The organism is Pseudomonas sp. AKS31, from assembly GCF_023634765.1.
In the GTDB taxonomy this organism is placed as follows: Bacteria; Pseudomonadota; Gammaproteobacteria; order Pseudomonadales; family Pseudomonadaceae; genus Aquipseudomonas.
The window spans coordinates 106,216-123,601 of the sequence record NZ_JAMLFX010000010.1 but is presented as its reverse complement, the minus strand read 5'-3'; the positions used below and the strand labels follow the sequence as shown (position 1 = coordinate 123,601).

12 protein-coding genes and 1 tRNA gene are annotated in these 17,386 nt (G+C 61.3%); 3 read left to right on the top strand and 10 right to left on the bottom strand.

Features of this window, described 5'->3' with window-relative positions; all coding sequences use genetic code 11:
* Positions 1 to 101: 101 nt before the first annotated feature.
* From M9827_RS21770 to ptsP, 4 genes are all read right to left on the bottom strand, one after another.
* Complete coding sequence (locus M9827_RS21770; protein WP_250607088.1) at positions 102 to 1,643, bottom strand: alkaline phosphatase D family protein; 1,542 nt, start codon at positions 1,641 to 1,643, stop codon at positions 102 to 104.
* Between the two features lie 186 nt (positions 1,644 to 1,829).
* Positions 1,830 to 3,563 carry a PTS fructose-like transporter subunit IIB gene (locus tag M9827_RS21765; protein ID WP_250607087.1) on the bottom strand — a complete coding sequence of 578 codons (1,734 nt, stop codon included), beginning with the start codon at positions 3,561 to 3,563 and terminating at the stop codon, positions 1,830 to 1,832.
* Positions 3,564 to 3,574: 11 nt separating this feature from the next.
* Positions 3,575 to 4,516, bottom strand: coding sequence for a 1-phosphofructokinase (gene pfkB / locus M9827_RS21760; protein WP_250607086.1), 942 nt, complete (start codon positions 4,514 to 4,516; stop codon positions 3,575 to 3,577).
* A complete protein-coding gene (ptsP, locus tag M9827_RS21755; RefSeq protein ID WP_250607085.1) occupies positions 4,516 to 7,377 on the bottom strand; it encodes a phosphoenolpyruvate--protein phosphotransferase in 2,862 nt (953 codons plus the stop codon). The genes pfkB and ptsP overlap by 1 nt, the downstream gene beginning before the upstream one ends.
* A 308-nt stretch (positions 7,378 to 7,685) precedes the next feature.
* Here ptsP and cra point away from each other — a divergent pair, with 308 nt between their 5' ends.
* Both cra and M9827_RS21745 read left to right on the top strand, forming a co-directional pair.
* A complete protein-coding gene (gene cra, locus M9827_RS21750) occupies positions 7,686 to 8,681 on the top strand; it encodes a catabolite repressor/activator (protein ID WP_250607084.1) in 996 nt (331 codons plus the stop codon).
* A gap of 3 nt (positions 8,682 to 8,684) precedes the next feature.
* On the top strand, positions 8,685 to 9,461 hold the full coding sequence (locus M9827_RS21745) for a TatD family hydrolase (protein ID WP_250607083.1): 777 nt from the start codon (positions 8,685 to 8,687) through the stop codon (positions 9,459 to 9,461).
* 116 nt (positions 9,462 to 9,577) lie between these two features.
* Here the strand turns inward: M9827_RS21745 and M9827_RS21740 are convergent, their stop codons facing one another.
* From M9827_RS21740 to M9827_RS21725, 4 genes are all read right to left on the bottom strand, one after another.
* Positions 9,578 to 11,608, bottom strand: coding sequence for a methyl-accepting chemotaxis protein (locus M9827_RS21740; protein WP_250607082.1), 2,031 nt, complete (start codon positions 11,606 to 11,608; stop codon positions 9,578 to 9,580).
* Positions 11,609 to 11,806: 198 nt separating this feature from the next.
* On the bottom strand, positions 11,807 to 12,646 hold the full coding sequence (ampE, locus tag M9827_RS21735; RefSeq protein ID WP_250607081.1) for a regulatory signaling modulator protein AmpE: 840 nt from the start codon (positions 12,644 to 12,646) through the stop codon (positions 11,807 to 11,809).
* A complete protein-coding gene (ampD, locus tag M9827_RS21730; RefSeq protein ID WP_250607080.1) occupies positions 12,643 to 13,203 on the bottom strand; it encodes a 1,6-anhydro-N-acetylmuramyl-L-alanine amidase AmpD in 561 nt (186 codons plus the stop codon). The genes ampE and ampD overlap by 4 nt, the downstream gene beginning before the upstream one ends.
* Positions 13,204 to 13,267: 64 nt before the next feature.
* Positions 13,268 to 15,448, bottom strand: a complete 2,181-nt coding sequence (locus tag M9827_RS21725; RefSeq protein ID WP_250607079.1) for a DUF1631 domain-containing protein — start codon at positions 15,446 to 15,448, stop codon at positions 13,268 to 13,270.
* Positions 15,449 to 15,805: 357 nt separating this feature from the next.
* Here M9827_RS21725 and nadC point away from each other — a divergent pair, with 357 nt between their 5' ends.
* On the top strand, positions 15,806 to 16,654 hold the full coding sequence (gene nadC / locus M9827_RS21720) for a carboxylating nicotinate-nucleotide diphosphorylase (protein ID WP_250607078.1): 849 nt from the start codon (positions 15,806 to 15,808) through the stop codon (positions 16,652 to 16,654).
* A gap of 81 nt (positions 16,655 to 16,735) precedes the next feature.
* On the opposite strand, the gene M9827_RS21715 is transcribed toward nadC, so the two are convergent.
* Together M9827_RS21715 and M9827_RS21710 are read right to left on the bottom strand one after the other, a co-directional pair.
* The gene (locus M9827_RS21715) at positions 16,736 to 17,035 is read right to left on the bottom strand and encodes a DUF6388 family protein (RefSeq protein ID WP_250607077.1); all 300 of its coding nucleotides are present in this window, start codon (positions 17,033 to 17,035) and stop codon (positions 16,736 to 16,738) included.
* 240 nt (positions 17,036 to 17,275) lie between these two features.
* Positions 17,276 to 17,351: transfer RNA gene (locus M9827_RS21710), tRNA-Thr, on the bottom strand.
* Positions 17,352 to 17,386: the final 35 nt, after the last annotated feature.

Below are 17,386 nucleotides of genomic sequence, written 5' to 3'. Positions count from 1 at the left end.
ACAATCGACACGGTCTTTCAGGTCGACGTACCTCTTCAGACAACTCGGTCGGCCCCCTCTCCCTCCGGGAGAGGGCTGGGGTGAGGGTTAGCTTTTGAGCTTCAAACTGGCTGCAACTTCTGCTCAAACACCGCCACCCCATTCAAATCCCGCAACACCACACTCATCTCCCCGCTCTGCCCTTCAATGTTCACCTCGCCAAAAAACTGAAACCCGGCAAACGGCGAAGTGTTCTGCGCCGGCGGCGCCTTCTCGAACACCACTTCCGGGCCAAAGGTCTTGTCCAGAGGATTGGGCCCGAAACTCCCGGCATTCAACGGCCCGGCGACAAACTCCCAGAAAGGTTCGAAATCCTGAAACGCCGCGCGATCGGGGTGATAGTGATGCGCCGCGCAGTAATGCACATCCGCCGTCAGGAAGACAAAATTGCGCACCTGCTGCGCGCGCAGATAACCGAGCAATTCGGCGATTTCCACCTCGCGCCCCTGCGCCGGTCCCGGGTCACCGTTAGCCACCGCTTCCCAACGCGCGACACCCGGGCTGACCTCACCATCCGGTACACCGAGGCCAATCGGCATGTCAGCGGCGATGACCTTCCATTGGGCCTTCGACTTCTTCAAACCGCGCTTGAGCCAGTCCAGTTGCTCACGTCCCAGAAACGGTTTCGCCGCGCCGAGGTTGTCGTCATTGGCGCCGCGATAACTACGCATGTCGAGCACGAACACATCGAGCATCGGCCCATAACTGAGCTTGCGATAAATCCGCCCGCCGCCGTCGGCGGCCTGCAAACGCATCGGTGAATATTCCAGCCAGGCCTGACGCGCACGGCCGACCAGGGTGTGGATATCTTTCTCCTGATAGCGCTCGTCGAGCTGCTTGCCCGGCGACCAGTTGTTGACCACTTCATGGTCGTCCCACTGCCAGATCTGCGGCACTTCGGCGTTGAAGCGGCGGATGTTTTCGTCCATCAGGTTGTAGCGGTAGTTGCCGCGATAGTCGGCGAGGGTCTGCGCGACTTTGCTCTTGGCTTCGGTGGTGAGGTTGCGCCAGATGCGGCCGTTTTCGGTGGTGAGCTGCGCGGGTACCGGGCCGTCGGCGTAGATGGTGTCGCCGCTGTGGATAAAGAAGTCCGGCAGGCGCAGGCGCATGGATTCGTAGATGCGCATGCCGCCGATGTCCGGGTTGATACCGAAGCCCTGGCCGACGGTGTCGCCGCTCCAGACGAAACGAATATTGCGCCGCGCCGTCGGAGCGCTGCGCAGGTGACCGAGCCACGGCTCGCTGGCGACGCCGGTACGGGCGTCCTTGAAATACACCCGATAGAAAATCGCCTGATCGGCGGGTAGCCCGGTCAGTTCAACGCGGGCGGTAAAGTCGCTGCGGGCATCGGCCAGCGTCGAGACTACCCGGCGCGGGTGACGAAACTGGCTGCGGGTGTCCCACTCGACCACCATATGCGCGGGGCGATCGCTGCGGCTCCAGATCATCGCGCGGTCGCCTTGCAGGTCGCCGGACTGCACGCCATCGGTCAGTTGCGGCCGATCCTTGACCGACGCAATCACCGCCGGCGCCAGACCCGGCATCAGCAGACCGGCACCGATACCTTGCACGACACGCCGGCGACCGGGGTTGAAATCGCTCATGGTGTTCTCCCTGAAAAAAGGAAAACTTAAGCACGCGATCATGAAACACACATGACACCAGACACACCGCAGAACCAATTGTAGAAGTGAGCCTGCTCGCGATATCGGTATATCTGCCAACATTCATGTCACTGACAGACCGATATCGCGAGCAGGCTCACTCCTACAGTGGATTTGCGGTGTCCGTCAGGCCTTGGCAGGCTCCAGCGCCAGCTCGACCGCTTCCGGGCGTTTGACCGTCGCATAGACCACGGCGGTCAACAAACTCCCCGCGACAATCGCCAGCAAATACAACAACGCATGGTTGATCGCATTCGGAATCGCCAGCACAAACAAGCCACCGTGCGGAGCCATCAGTTTGCAGCCGAAATACATCGACAACGCACCGGTCAATGCACCGCCGGCGATGCTCGCCGGGATCACCCGCAACGGATCTTTCGCGGCAAACGGAATCGCCCCTTCGGAGATGAAGCACAGCCCCAGCACGAAGGCAGCCTTGCCGGCCTCGCGTTCAGTCTGGGCGAACTTTCTCCGCGCAATAAACGTAGCGATACCGAGGCCAATCGGCGGCACCATGCCCGCGGCCATGGTCGCGGCCATTGGCGCATAACTCTGCGACGCCAGCAGCCCCACCGAGAATGCATAGGCGGCTTTGTTGATCGGCCCACCGAGGTCAACGCACATCATGCCGCCGAGCACTACACCGAGCAGAATCGCGTTGGTGGTGCCCATGCTGTCGAGAAAACTCGTCAGCGCCAACAGCATGCCGGCGACCGGTTTGCCCACCACGTAGATCATCACCAGACCGGTAAACAGACTGGCGAACAACGGGATGATCAGGATCGGTTTCAGCGCTTCGAGGCTCTGCGGCAAGGCGACATAACGGCTGATCGCTTTCGCCGCATAACCAGCGATAAAACCAGCGACGATACCGCCGATAAACCCCGCGCCCAGCGTACTGGCGAGCAAACCACCAATCATCCCCGGCGCCAGACCCGGACGGTCGGCGATCGAATACGCGATGTAACCGGCCAGCAGCGGCACCATCAACTTGAACGCGGTCTCGCCGCCGATCTGCATCAATGCCGCCGCCAGCGTGCCTTCTTCCTTGAACGCGGTGATGCCGAACACGAACGACAGCGCGATCATCAAACCGCCGGCCACCACCATCGGCAGCATGTACGACACGCCGGTCAGCAGGTGTTTGTAGATGCCGGTTTTCTCTTGCCTGGCCGGTGCCTTGCCGTCAGCCGCCGCGCTTTCCACCGCGCCTTCGGCCAAGGCTTTTTTCAGTGTAGCTTCGGACTGCTTCAAGGCAATCCCGGTGCCGCAGCGATAGATTTTCTTGCCGGCGAAACGCTCGGTGGCGACTTCGATATCCGCCGCCAGCAACACCACGTCCGCGTCGGCAATTGCCGCGGCGCTCAACGGGGTTTTCGCGCCCACCGAGCCTTGGGTTTCGACCTGCAGTTCGTAGCCCAGACGCTTGGCGGTCTGCTGCAAGGCTTCGGCGGCCATGAAGGTGTGCGCGACACCGGTCGGGCAGGCAGTGATGGCGACGATGCGTGGGGCGCGCGGCGCATCAGTCGCTGGTGCAGCCTCGCTGGCGACGTAAACTTCTGCCTCTTCAGCACCACGACGCAGCACCGCTTCGACATCCTGCAACGCCTGCGCCGGGGCGATCTGGAACACCCGTTTGCCGACAAAGCGGCTCATGTCCACCGCGCCAGTGGTGACCAGCAACACCCACTCCGCCGCTGCAATCGTCGCCGCCGACAATTCACGTTCCGGGTGCGCTGCATCGACCACTTCCACGCTGGTGCTCCAGCCCTGACGCTGCGCGGCGGCATCGAGCAAACGCGCGCACAGCACACTGGTGACCATGCCGTTCGGGCAAGCCGTAACAATGGCTAATTTCATGACAAACCCTCTTATTGTTCTGTCAGGGGACGCACGCGCACGCCCTGTTCGAGCTGCGCCAGTTGCGCAGCATCGTTGATGCCGAAACCGATCTGCGTCACCGCCATCGCCGCAATTGCGGTGGCCGTGCGCAGGGTTTGCTCGGGCGTATCGGCGCTGAGCAGACCGTGGAGCATGCCGGCCAGCAACGAATCGCCGGCACCGACCGTGCTGGCAACACTGACTTTCGGCGGTGTGGCGTGCAGTGCCGAACCGACGCTGAACCAGTTCACACCGTCAGCGCCGTGGGAAATCACCACGTGCTCGATACCTTGGGCATGCAAACGCGCCGCAGCCTGAGCTTCGGCCGCGTGAGAAACCACCTCGCAACCGAGTGCATCGGCGAGTTCTTCAGTGTTCGGTTTGATCAGCCACGGACCGGCCTGCAACGCTGCGCGCAACGCTTCGCCGCTGCTGTCGAGGGCGACTTTCAGACCGAGCTGGTTGAGCCGTTCGATCAACTCACGCAACCACTGCGCAGTCACGCCGCGCGGCAAACTGCCGGCGACCACGACGGCATCGTGACCTGGTGCAATCTGCAGCAGACGCTCGAGCAACGCCTGCTGCGCCGCAGCGTCGACCATCGGCCCCGGACCGTTGATGTCGGTGATGCGGCCGTCCTGTTCGGCGACCTTGATGTTGCTGCGCGTCTCGCCCGGCACGCGGATAAACGCGTCGACAAAACCACGCTTGGCGAACAGGGTCTCGAACGCTTGCAGGTTGTCTTCACCGAGAAAACCACTGACCGTCACTTGGTGTCCCAGATCAGCCAGCACCTGGGCGACGTTCACGCCTTTGCCGGCGGCGTGGGTGTGCATCTCGTCGCTGCGATTGACCTGACCGGCCTCCAGCCGTGGCAGTTCGACGGTGAGGTCGAGCGCCGGGTTGAGGGTCAGGGTAAGAATCTTGGCCATTACAGGGCCTCCACTAATGCGCGCACTTCGTTCGCGCTGCCCACGGCCAGGGCTTGTTGAGCAAGGGTTTGCGCCTGGGTCAGGCTGAGTTCGCGGATGCGTGCCTTCACCTCGGCAATGCTGCGCCCGGAGACGCTGAGTTCATCGACCCCGAGGCCGACCAGCACCGGCACCGCCAGCGGGTCCGCCGCCAGTTCGCCGCAGACGCCAACCCATTTGCCGTGGGCGTGGGCCGCGCGCACGGTGATGTCGATCAGTTGCAGCACCGCCGGGTGCAAGCCATCCGCCTGCGCCGACAGGGTCGGGTGACCACGGTCGATGGCCAGGGTGTATTGGGTGAGGTCGTTGGTGCCGACGCTGAAGAAGTCGACTTCCTTCGCGAGTACCGGCGCGAGCAAAGCGGCGGACGGCACTTCGATCATGATCCCCAGTTGCAGATCGGCGACCGGGATTTCCAGGCGCAGCCGCTCGGTCATGTCGCGGGCCTGACGCCACTCTTCGACCCTGCCGACCATCGGGAACATGATGCGCAACGGACGGTTGTCCGCCGAACGCAGCAAGGCGCGCAATTGCGCTTCCATGATCTGCGGACGCTGCAAGGTCAGGCGAATACCGCGCACACCGAGGAACGGATTTTCTTCCTTGCCGATCGGCCAATACGGCAGCGGTTTGTCGCCGCCGACATCCAGCGTGCGCACCACCAGCGGTCGACCGGCGAGGCCATCGAGGACCCGGCGGTATTCAGCTTCTTGCGTCGCCTCATCCGGCGCTTGCGGATGAGCCATGAAAATCAGTTCGGTACGCAACAGACCGATGCCTTCGGCGCCCTGCTCTACAGCTGCGGTGACCCCGGCGCTTTCGCCGATGTTGGCGAACACTTCAACGGCGTGGCCGTCGGTGGTGTGTGCCGGTTGATGACGCTGTTCGGCGGCAATCTTCAGGCGTTGCTCACGGGTGTCGCGTTCTTCGGCGGCGCGTTGCAGAGTCGCAGCATCGGCGTCGACGTGCAGGCGACCGCGTTGACCATCAAGCAGCAACGGCGTGCCCGGTTGCAGCAGCAACACTGCCGCGCCAGCACCGACCAGCGCCGGAATCCCGAGGGCTCGGGCGACGATTGCACTGTGCGCGGTGGCCCCGCCACGTGCAGTAAGAATCCCCGCCACGCGCGCCGGGTCCAGCCGCGCGACATCGGACGGGCCGACCTCGTCCATCACCAGAATGTACGGTTGCTCAGGCTCGCTCGCCGTTTGCACGCCACACAGTTGCGCCAGTACGCGGCGACCGATGTCGCGCAGATCCGCCGCCCGTTCGGCGAGCAAGGCATCCTGCAACGATTCCTGTTGCTTGGCCGCTGCTTCGATCACCGCCATCCACGCCGCTTCGGCGCTTTCGCCCTGCTTGAGGCGGGTGTCGACTTCGTCGGTGAGTTCCGGGTCGTCGAGCATTTCCTGATGGGTGATGAAGATCTCGCGAATGGCTTTGGCTTTGCTGCGCTCGATCAGGCCCTGAATGTCACTGCGCACGTCGCTGAGCGCTTGCTTGAGACGTTCGCGCTCAACGGCGGCGGACTCGCCGCGCAGCGGGTAATCGATGGTTTGCTGAACCTGAATATGCGCCGGGCCGATGGCAATGCCGGGGGCTGCCGGGATCGCCTGCAACTGAGCACCGGACGCCGGGGCGATCAGCACTTCGGCGATGTCGGCAATGATCTCGCGCTGCTGGCTTACGGCTGGCAGCGGCTCGACTTCTTCACCGAGGCCTTCTTCGATCGCGGCCAAGAGTGCCGGCAAGGCATCCGCGGCGATGCTCGGTTCGGCGATCAACTCCAGCACCTGACCGCGTCGGGCACCGAGGCTGAGCAGCTTGCTCAGGCTCTTCACTGACACGGCGCTGTCCTGACCGTCGACGATGCGCACACGAATCTCACCGTCAAAACTCTTCGCCAGTTGCGCGAGGATCTTCGCCGGGCGTGCGTGCAAACCATGGGCGTTGGCCAGGGCAATGCGTGCGCTCGGCCAGTCGGCGGGCAATTCACCGCCGAGCACTTCAAGGACTTTACGGCTGCTGGTGGCGCGGCCCAGTTCATGGCCGCGACCTTCGATGAGCAACGCACACAGGCGCTCAAGCAGCGCCTGATGCGCCTCGCCAAGGCTGGCCAGGCAGAACAGACCACTGAGCGGCTGACCGAGGTAGCGCATCGGTTTGTCCGGCGTCACGAACGCCAGGCCCGGGCGCTTCACGGTTTGCTCGCTGTGCAACCACCACAAACCATCACCCAGCGGCAGCGCTTCGACCTGCTGCAACACGCCGGCAAAACCGTTGCTCACACAATCGGCCTGACGCAACAGACGCGCGCCACGCCAGACCAGCTCTTCGAAATCATCGGCCGACACGCCGAGGCCGATCATCTGCGCATCCAGCGCCAGTTCCTGTGGCGCGCCTTGCAGCAACTTCAGCAGCGCTTCGGGGGAACTGGCACGACGCAGAGCCTGGCCCAGATCGGTCTCGCCGAGGGCGCGGGTCAGCAGTTGCAGCAGGCGCAGGTGTTCGTCGGATTTGGCGGCGATGCCAATCGCCAGATAAACGATCTGGCCATCGCCCCAATCCACGCCTTCCGGGAACTGCATCAGGCGCACGCCCGTGGCGAATACCTGATCGCGGGTTTCCGGGGTGCCGTGGGGAATGGCAATACCTTGACCGAGAAAGGTCGAGCCCTGGGCTTCCCGTGCCTGCAATCCAGCGAGGTAACCGTCGGCAACCAGACCATCGGCCACCAGGTGATTGGCGAGCAGTTGCAGGGCAGCGGGTTTATCCACAGCCGATTGGCCCATGGATATCTGCTCTATAGTGAGCTCGAGCATGCGATCTCCTTTTTGGCGCTTTATGAGTGCCAGGTATTGTTTTGGATGGTTTGCAGCTTAGGCGTTTTACCGCTTTGCTTTTCAGCGGCAGTTTTGGCGGTTTCACGGCAGAACCGGCCAAAGACGTCTAAAACGTAGAAAATACGCTTGCTGAAACGTTTAATCTAGATTGATCGGCACGTTACTCGATAATGTCCCATCCTTGAAGTCCAACTTGTCGGATGCGCTGCGACAATAGTCGCCTGCCCTAATCGGGTAGGATTGGCGAAAATGTGGCGGCAAGCTCGAAAAAACAAGGAAATCCCGGGTTGAAACTCAGTGATATCGCGCGGTTGGCCGGAGTGTCCGTGACCACCGCCAGCTACGTCATCAACGGCAAGGCCGAACAGCAACGCATCAGCAACGCCACCGTCGAGCGGGTGCGGGCGGTGGTCGATCTGCACGGCTTCACGCCAAACCCTCAAGCGGCCGGACTGCGCAGTCGGCACACGCGCACGCTGGGCTTTATTCTGCCGGATCTGGAAAACCCCAGTTACGCGCGGATCGCCAAACTGCTTGAGCAAGGTGCGCGGGCGCGCGGCTATCAATTGCTGATCGCCAGCTCCGACGATGCGCCGGACAGCGAGCGGCAGTTGCTGCAACTGTTCAAGGCGCGCCGCTGCGATGCACTGATCGTCGCCAGTTGCCTGCCGACTGGGGATGACAGTTACCGCCAGTTGCAGGCCAAGGGCCTGCCGATCATCGCTATCGACCGGGTCATGGAACCCGAGCACTTCTGCTCGGTGATCAGTGACGACCGCGAAGCCAGCCTGCACCTGACCCAAAGCCTGCTCGACCCGCAACCGAAGCAGATCGTCCTGCTCGGTGCGCGCCCGGAACTGAGCATCAGTCAGGAGCGTGCCGCCGGTTTCAAACAGGCGCTGGTCGACTTCAAGGGCGAAGTGCTGGTCGAACACGCCGAATCCTTCAGTCGCGAATGCGGCAAGCAATTGATGGAAGAACTCCTGCAACGTCTGGGGCATTTGCCCGATGCGCTGGTGACCACTTCCTACGTGCTGCTGCAAGGCGTGTTCGATGCGCTGCATGACTTCCCGCTGAAGTCCCGCCCGCTGCGCCTCGGCACCTTCGGCGATACGCAGTTATTGGATTTCCTGCCGCTGCCGGTCAACGCCATGGCCCAGCAACACCAGTTGATCGCCGACAAGGCGCTGGAACTGGCCTTGGCGGCGGTCGAGCAGTCGGAGTACAAGCCCGGCGTGCAGGCCATCGCGCGGACCTTCAAGCAGCGTATTCACCGGGACTGAGCCGTGGAGCTGATCGACAGCCACACCCACCTCGACTTCCCCGACTTCGACGCCGATCGCTCGGCGTTGCTCGCCGAAAGCCGCGCCCTCGGGGTGCGGCGGATGGTGGTGTTGGGGGTCTATGAGGGCAATTGGCAACGAGTCTGGGATCTGGTGCAGAGCGATGCCGATTTGTACGCGGCGTTTGGGCTGCATCCGGTGTATCTCGATCAGCATCGACCCGAAGATTTGTCGACACTCGGTGATTGGCTGACGCGATTGCGCGGTCATCGGCAGTTGTGTGCGGTGGGTGAAATCGGTCTGGATTACTTCATCGAAACCCTCGACCGCGAGCGGCAACAGGCGCTGTTCGAGGCGCAACTGCAATTGGCCGCTGACTTTCATTTGCCGGCGCTGATCCATGTGCGGCGCAGCCATGCGGCGGTGATCGCGACGCTCAAACGCTTCAAACTCAAACGTGCAGGGATCATCCACGCCTTTGCCGGCAGCCGTGAAGAAGCGCGGGAGTACATCAAGCTTGGTTTCAAACTGGGCCTGGGCGGCGCGCCGACCTGGCCACAAGCGTTGCGCATGCATCGGGTGCTGGCGGAACTGCCACTGGATTCGATTGTGCTGGAAACCGATTCACCGGACATGGCACCTGCGATGTTTCCAGGCGTTCGCAATTCACCGGCACACTTGCCAGCGATTTGCGCGGCGCTGGCCGAGCCGATGAATATCAGCCCAGAACAACTGGCCGCCACCAGCACCGCCAACAGCTGCGAAGTATTCGGCTGGTAACACATCTCCCCCTGTAGGATCTGTCGAGTGAAACGAGGCTGCGATCTTTTGATCTTTGAAATCAAGATCAAAAGATCGCAGCGTGCCGCAGCTCCTACAGGGGATTTGTGTACAGCTCAGACGCGGAAGGCGCTGATCAGCTGTTTAAGCTCTACCACTTGGGCTGACAGCGCCCGGCTGGCATCTTCGGTCTGATGCGCACCTTGCGCCGTGCGCTCGCCAGCGCGGTTGATCTCGACGATGTTCTGATCGATGTCGTGGGCCACCGCTGTTTGTTGTTCAACCGCAGCGGCGATCTGCTGGTTCTGATCGACGATCATACCGACCGCACCAAGGATGTTTTCCAGCGCCTGCTGGACCTTTTCCGACTGCCCGACCGTGCCATTGGCCATCTGATGGCTGACGCCCATGGCCTTCACGGCCGCGCCGACACCGCCGTGCAGTTTGGCGATCATCTGTTCGATTTCTTCAGTTGATTGCTGGGTGCGTTTGGCCAAGGTGCGTACTTCATCGGCGACCACGGCAAAACCGCGTCCCTGCTCGCCGGCACGCGCCGCTTCAATCGCAGCGTTGAGCGCCAGCAGGTTGGTTTGTTCGGCGATGCTTTTGATCACTTCCAGCACGCGACTGATCGACTGGCTGTCGCTGGCCAATTGGTTGATGACCAACACCGACTGGTCGATCTCGCTGGCCAGTGCGGCAATGCTGCCCTGCTGTGATTCGACCAGACCGCGACCGCTGATGGTCTCGTCATTGACGCTGTGGGCGCTGCTCACCGCTGCCGCTGCACTGCGCGCCACTTCCAGCGAGGTGGCCGACATCTGGTTCATCGCCGTTGCCACTTGCTCGATCTGCGTGCGTTGCCCCGCGACCGCCTGATTGCTCTGTGCGGAAACGTTCTCGACCTGCCCGGCCTGACGCTCGACCTCGGCGACGGTCTGGCCCACGCGCTCGATCAAGTCGTGAATCTTGCGCACCGTGCCATTGAACACCTCGCCCAACTCACCCAGTTCATCGCGACTGCTGGCCTTGAAGTTGACAGTCATATCGCCGGCCGCGACCTTGTCCATCATCGCGCCCAAGCGTTTCAGCGTGGTGCGGGTCGAGGCGTAGAAACCACCGTAGAGATAGAAAATCAGCACGAACACTACCGACAGCGCCACCGCTTGCAACACCATGTGCGTGCGGTTCTGCGCCAGACGCTGCTGCAATTGCGTGTCGAGGAATTTCAGCGTGGCTTCGTTGAGCTGGTAAGTCCGGTCGATCAGCCCGGTGACCTCATCGTAAAACGCCTGCCACGGCGCATCGAGGGTGTCGGCCATCACCACTTGTTCTTCGAACAATTCGCTGGCCTGTTTCAGCGAGGCCTTGCTGCTGTCAGCCGCCGCGCTGAGGGTATCCCGCGCGGCTTTGCTTGAGCCAAGGGCGTCCTGCAGTTTCAGCGCGTACTCGGCCTGCAGTTTTTCGATCTGCACCAGCAACTCATCAAAACGGGTGCTCGACGAACTGTTGAGGAAACCCTGGCCCAATGAATACGAGCCCATCGCCCGGCCTTCGCCGAGGGTTTGCGTGACGGTCGGTGTGATCAGGGTGACCAGTTCGCTGAGCTGGCGGATGTCACTCTGGTTATCGCGACTCAGGCCGGCCTGACTGGTGATGATCTGGCTGAAAATCTGCGAACTGGCGAGCAATTTGCCGATCAACGCGCTTTTGCTCTGCAACGAATTTTCCGCTTGCTGGGCCTTGAATGCGGCGATCATTTCATCGCGTTTGCCGTCGAACAGCTGAGTCTGTTCAGGATCGTCGGTCATCGCCGTCAGCCCTTGCAGGCGTGCCAACACTGCTTGCTCAAGGGTGGTGATCTGCGCCTCGACGTTGCCGGCCTTGCCGGACTGGCCGAGGGTGACGTTGATCTGTACCAGGTTGTTGAGGGTTTCCAGATCCCGGCGCAGGGCCAGGCTGCTGCCCAGCAGATCGAGGCTTTGCAGTTCGACGCGGGTGCCCTGGAATTCACGATAGGAATCGCGCACCAGATAGAAATTGGTCACCAGCATCGGCACCAGAAACAGCACGCTGATCAGGCTGAACTTCATGCCGAAGCTCAGACGGTTCATCAGCGAGACGGCGGGATAGAGCAAGCTCTTCACTGGAAGTCTCCCTTGGTTTTTCTTGTTTTTATTGGCAGGCGCGGGGCGACAGCAGATAGCCACTATCGAACGCCATCTCTGTATAGCTCAAATCGGAGGGAGGTTTTGTAACTTAAGGTTAACGACATCGCAGCCCGGGACACACAGATCTCCTCGTAGGAGTTGCCGCAGGCTGCGATCTTTTGATCTTTCTTTGAATCAGTGCGCCAGAACCGTCCACAAGGCAAACCCGGCATACCACAACACCGCCGCACGCAGCAGCAGTTCCCACAGGCAATCGAGGGTGTTGATGCCCTCCGGCCCGACCACCGGAGGCGGAATCTCTCCCGCCGCGAGACCGACCCGATTGATCAGTTGCGCAGCGCTGATGTTCCAATTCAGCAACTCATGCAGCATCACCCGACTGACCGCGACAAAATTGCCGACCAGCGCCAGACTCGCCGCCAACAAGCGTACCGGCAGCCAGTCGAAGGCATGCCGCAGTTGCGCGGCGCGCTCGACCAGTGCCGGGTTCTGCCCGTGTTCTTGCGCCAGCGCCAACAGGCGATACGCCAATGCTGCCACCGGGCCGAGCACGAAATACCAGAAGATCACCGCAAAAAAGCTCTGATAGGCCTGCCACAGCAGATGCCCCTGCACGCTTTCAAGCAACTGCTCGCCGCTGTCGGCGCAGATATCCAGATCGCGCTTGGCCACGTGCGCTGCGGCTTGCAAGTCCTCACGCCGCCAGGCATCACGGAACGGCCCGAGACCGCCAAGCAAATCGCCGCGACCCAAGCTGTAAATCACCACCAGCAGATGCACCGGCAATGCCAGCAAGCCGTAGGCCACCGGCTCCAGCACCAATAGCAGCAACGCCAGCAGCGCCACCGGAAACAGCACCAGAATCGTCAGCACCAGCCAGGGCTGTCTGGCCAGGCGCGTGCTGGTTTCGAGTTTGTTCAGTTCGCGGATCCATCCGCCATCGCGTTGAACCCGATGACGCAGGGCCGAAAACTTCTCGATCCACAGCGCCAGCAGTAACACCAGAAAACTCATTGTCCTTCCTCTTGTGCCAGGGCCGCGCGGTAACGCGCCCAGTCGAATGCCGGGCCAGGATCGGTCTTACGCCCGGGTGCTATGTCGCTGTGCCCACAGATGCGGGCGCCGGTGATGGCCGGAAATGCGCTTTGCAACTGGCGGGTCAACGCCGTCAACGCCTGATACTGCGCATCGGTGAACGGCAGATCATCGGTGCCTTCCAGTTCGATGCCCACGGAAAAATCGTTACAGGTTTCCCGTCCTTCGAAGACCGACACACCGGCATGCCACGCCCGCTCAAGACAGGAGACAAACTGGGTGACCTTGCCGTCACGTTCAATCAGAAAATGCGCCGAGACGCGCAGGTCGGCAATCCCTGCAAAATAGGGATGCTCGGTGACATCCAGACGATTCTGGAAAAATTCCTGCACCTTGCCCGTGGCGAACTGCGCCGGTGGCAGGCTGATGTTGTGGATGACCAACAGGGAAACTTCGCCCGCCGGGCGTTCATTGAAGTTGGGCGATGGGCACACCTGCACCCCGTGACACCACCCGCTAGCGGGATCCAACTGCATACCGATTCCTTCAACGCCGACTGTGTTGGCGCCCAGTATGCCGTGATCGGCCCCCGGCGCGCGATCACTTGGCGCGATTGAGTCGCCGCAGATTGCCCAGCACCGATTCGAGTGCGCGGTCGAACAGCAAAGTATCGTCCAGCGCACGCACCGTCCCACGCTGAAACTCAAAGGCCAGCGCGATGCGGCTGCGCTCCAGCACCTTCATCCCGGTGCGATCGACAAACACGTACTTGCCGGTGGCTTCGATGATGGCCGCCAGTTTGCAGCGCAGGCTGTGTTCATCGTCTTCCTCAAACGCCACCCAACTGCCCAGGCGCAGTTGCTCGACCTGGCGCAGACCGGCGGCATCGTGGGGCAAACGTACCGAGGTCAACGCCGCGCTACCTTCATCAGCGGTTTGCAGGATGATCTGCTGCGACACCTCGACCATTGGCAAAGCCTGATCAGTTTGATCGGAGCGCTCCAGAACCCGCACATGCAGGCCTTCCAGCTCGCTGAAAAACTCACTGGTGGCAAATGGATCGAACGCCGAACTGCTCAGGCCATCGCGCAGCGACTTGAGTAACCCTGGCACCAGCGCCAGCAAGCGCAGGCTGGATTCAGCGTCGTCATGACGCTGCACGCTCCAGATCAATTGCTCCATGGTTTGCACATCGGCCTGCCACTCAGCGGACTGATCGCCATGCTTGAGACAGGTCAGCAGCAATACTTTGCTCCACGCGTCCTGGACGAAGGTGACCACGGACGGCGGCAGGATCTTGCCCAGCAACGCTTGATTCAGCGCACGTTCGACCCGACGCCGCGCCAGTTCGGTTTTCGCTCGCCCCTCTTCGGCGTCACGCAGGCGCTGTTCAAGCAGCTCGCTGCGGCGGCGTTCATCACTGGTGAAGGCGAGAAAATCAGCCAGCAATTCGGAGAAGATTGCCGGATCGTCAACAAAATCGGTCAGCAGGCGCTGCACCACTTGTTCGATACGCAGGTAGAGGCTATCGCGCGCCTCGCCGTCGCAGTCGCCCCAGCCCATCGCCGCCTCAGCGATTTCGTTGAGCAGGCGCCGCGCCGGATGGGTGCTGCGGCTGAAGACGCTCTTGTCGAGCACCGCGACCTTGAGCATCGGGATCTGCAACCGCGCGATCAAGGCCTTGAGCGAATCCGGCACATTACGGTCGTCAAGAATGCAATCGAAGACCATGGCGATCAGGTTGATCACGTCCTCGTCCGCATCGCCGACGATCCGCGATTTGCCGCTTCTGACGCTGACCCGGGTCAGCAGCTGTTCGAGCTGATTGCGCAGATCGAAGTCATCCTGTGCCGCCAGCGTCGGCACGTATTGTTGCAAGTGCGAGAGCAGGCGCAGCAGGTCGCGGGTGGAGATCGGTTGCGCCGCAACGCTGGGCTCCAGCGTCGGCGCGACACTGCCGCGCACCTGCGCGAGCAATTGCTGCAACGCGGCGAAAACCTCCTGCACGCCTTCATCAACGGCCGGCGTGTCGTCGTTTTCCTCGCTGTGCACATTGGCGAGCGCACGATCAATCGCACGCCGCGCCGGGGCGGCCTTCAGTTCGGGCAACACGCCGGTAGCGAGCAGCAATTGATTGGCTTCGGCGTAAAGCTGTTCGGTGTCGGCCAGGACGTAGCGCTCGAACAGTTTGAGCAGGATCAGCTTGACCTTGATCTCCACGCCCAGATTACGCCCGGCCTGCAGGAAGAACTCGCAGAGCAGCGCCGGACCGAGCGGGTTGTGCTGATCGTCGAGAGTGTTGCCGAGCAGCGCGTTAAGGCGCGCGGTCAGTTGATCGAGGGCAAAGCCGTCGCGCTTGAGTACGCGACCGACCATGGTCTCGACTGCCACGCTGCGCTCCATGTCGTCGCTGCGCGGTGCCTGTTCGTCGTACACCAGGGCGTGCGGCAGGGTGTTGTGCGTGGGGTCGTATTGCGTCAGGCCGACGAACGCTTCGAAAAATTGCTCAAGAAAGCCGCGCTCGATGTTTTTGCGCTTGAGGCGCAGGTCACGCATGGCTTCGAAAAAAATATTCTGCTCGACGTCGTTGCGCGCCCGGTCGGCCATTTCAAACAGCGTGTCATCGGCGTTATCGAACAGCTCCTGCAAACCTTGGCGCAGTTGCTGAGCAGCCTTGTCGCGAACCTGAAGCAGAATCACAGGCAGGCGGGCGAGCGGCGAGTGATTCGCCTGATCGGTAGCGCCCTTGTGCAAAGGCACCACTTTCCCGTCGTTGTGCATCCAGGCCTCCTGAAACGGTGATTCGTTCGGTCAAGCCAACCCGGATCCCTGTGGGAGCGAGCCTGCTCGCGATAGCGGTGTGTCAGCCGCAGCAATGTCACTGAAAGAGCAGGCTCGCTCCCATAAGTTCAATCAGGACGTCAAAGCCATGACGTCAAATGCAAGGCGGATTATCTTTCATAACTTGCCCACGGCGCCATAGTCGTCAGGGTTTCCCCTATGCCCTCTCAGTGACCCTGTCCGGGCGCCGTTTGCTCAAAGAAAATCGACCGGATGCAGGCAAGCCCGCACGTTCTCGCCTTGGGTTGGCTCGCGCCATGCCCCTATAATCGAACCACTTTGTTTGTGGAGCCCGTTATGCCGAATCTACGTCTCGCCGATTTGACCGCCGAAATCGAAGCCAACGTGCGCCGTGCGTTGCTCGAAGACATCGGCAGCGGCGACATCACCGCGCAATTGATCCCGGCCGAACGCCTGGCCAAAGCCACCATCATCACGCGCGACGCTGCCGTCATCTGCGGCACGGCGTGGGTTGATGCCGTGTTTCGTCAGCTCGATCCGCGGGTCGCGGTGCATTGGCAGGTGGTTGATGGCCAGCGGGTTAACCCCAATCAGCCGTTGTTTCATCTGGAAGGGCCGGCCCGCTCACTGTTGACCGGTGAACGCAGCGCGCTGAACTTCCTGCAACTGCTATCCGGTGTTGCAACCCGTGCGCAATATTTGGCCGACTTCGTTGCCGAGACTCAGGTCAAACTGCTCGACACCCGCAAAACCCTGCCGGGCCTGCGTCTGGCGCAGAAATACGCGGTAACCTGCGGTGGCTGCCACAACCACCGCATCGGCCTGTACGACGCGTTCCTGATCAAGGAAAACCACATCGCCGCCAGCGGTGGCATCCCCCAAGCCATTGCCGCCGCGCACAAGATCGCGCCGGGCAAACCGGTGGAAGTCGAAGTGGAAAGTCTGCAGGAGCTGAAGGAAGCCTTGGCCGCCGGCGCCGACATCATCATGCTCGACGAACTGAGCCTGGACGACATGCGCGAAGCGGTGCGCCTGAACGGCGGCAAGGCGAAGCTGGAAGCCAGCGGCGGCATCAACGAAAGCACGCTGCTGCCGATCGCCGAAACCGGGGTGGATTACATCTCGATCGGCGCGATGACCAAGGATGTGAAAGCGGTGGATCTGTCGATGCGCCTCAGCCTTTAACAGCAGCGGCAAGTTTCGAGCTACAAGCCACAGCGCTTTTGCTGTGACTTGCAGCTTGCCGCTGGAAACTCGTAGCTGCTTTTATACGACGAGATTATTCATCTCGCAGTACTCGTCCCATTCGACACCCAGCACTTCGGCCGCCTCTTTGTGCATTTCGAGGCGTTGGGTTTCGTACTCCTCCGGCGTGCTCGTGTACTTGAGCGCGAGTTCCCACGGTTGCAGGCCCTGAGCCTCGGCCTCGTCTTCGAAGGCCCACTTGATCTGGTCTTTCTGATCGTCAGGACTCAGGTCCTTGATCTCTTCTTTGAGGTCCGGTACGTCCAGAATGTACTTTTCCAGTGCTTGTTCGTGACGTTGCTCTTGAGTTAATTCGGTCATGGCGTTCTCGCTGATCTTAGGAATGGAGGATGGATCTGGATCATCAAGGATCTCTCTGACGCGGATTGACCGGCCTTCGGAACCATTCGGGATCATCTGAAAACTGCTAAGCGATGCTCATGCAGGCACCGAATATAGGACGTTTGCATGACGAATTACACGGCTCTTTACATCTCTCGCACAAAAAGCTGACCTGCGGAACATAAATCCGCATGACAAGAAGTGGGGAGATGAAGAAGCTGGTGCCCGAGACAGGAATCGAACCTGCGACCTTCGCGTTACGAGTGCGCTGCTCTACCGGCTGAGCTACACGGGCGGTGGGCTAAACCTAGCACCGCTCTTGAAGTCCGG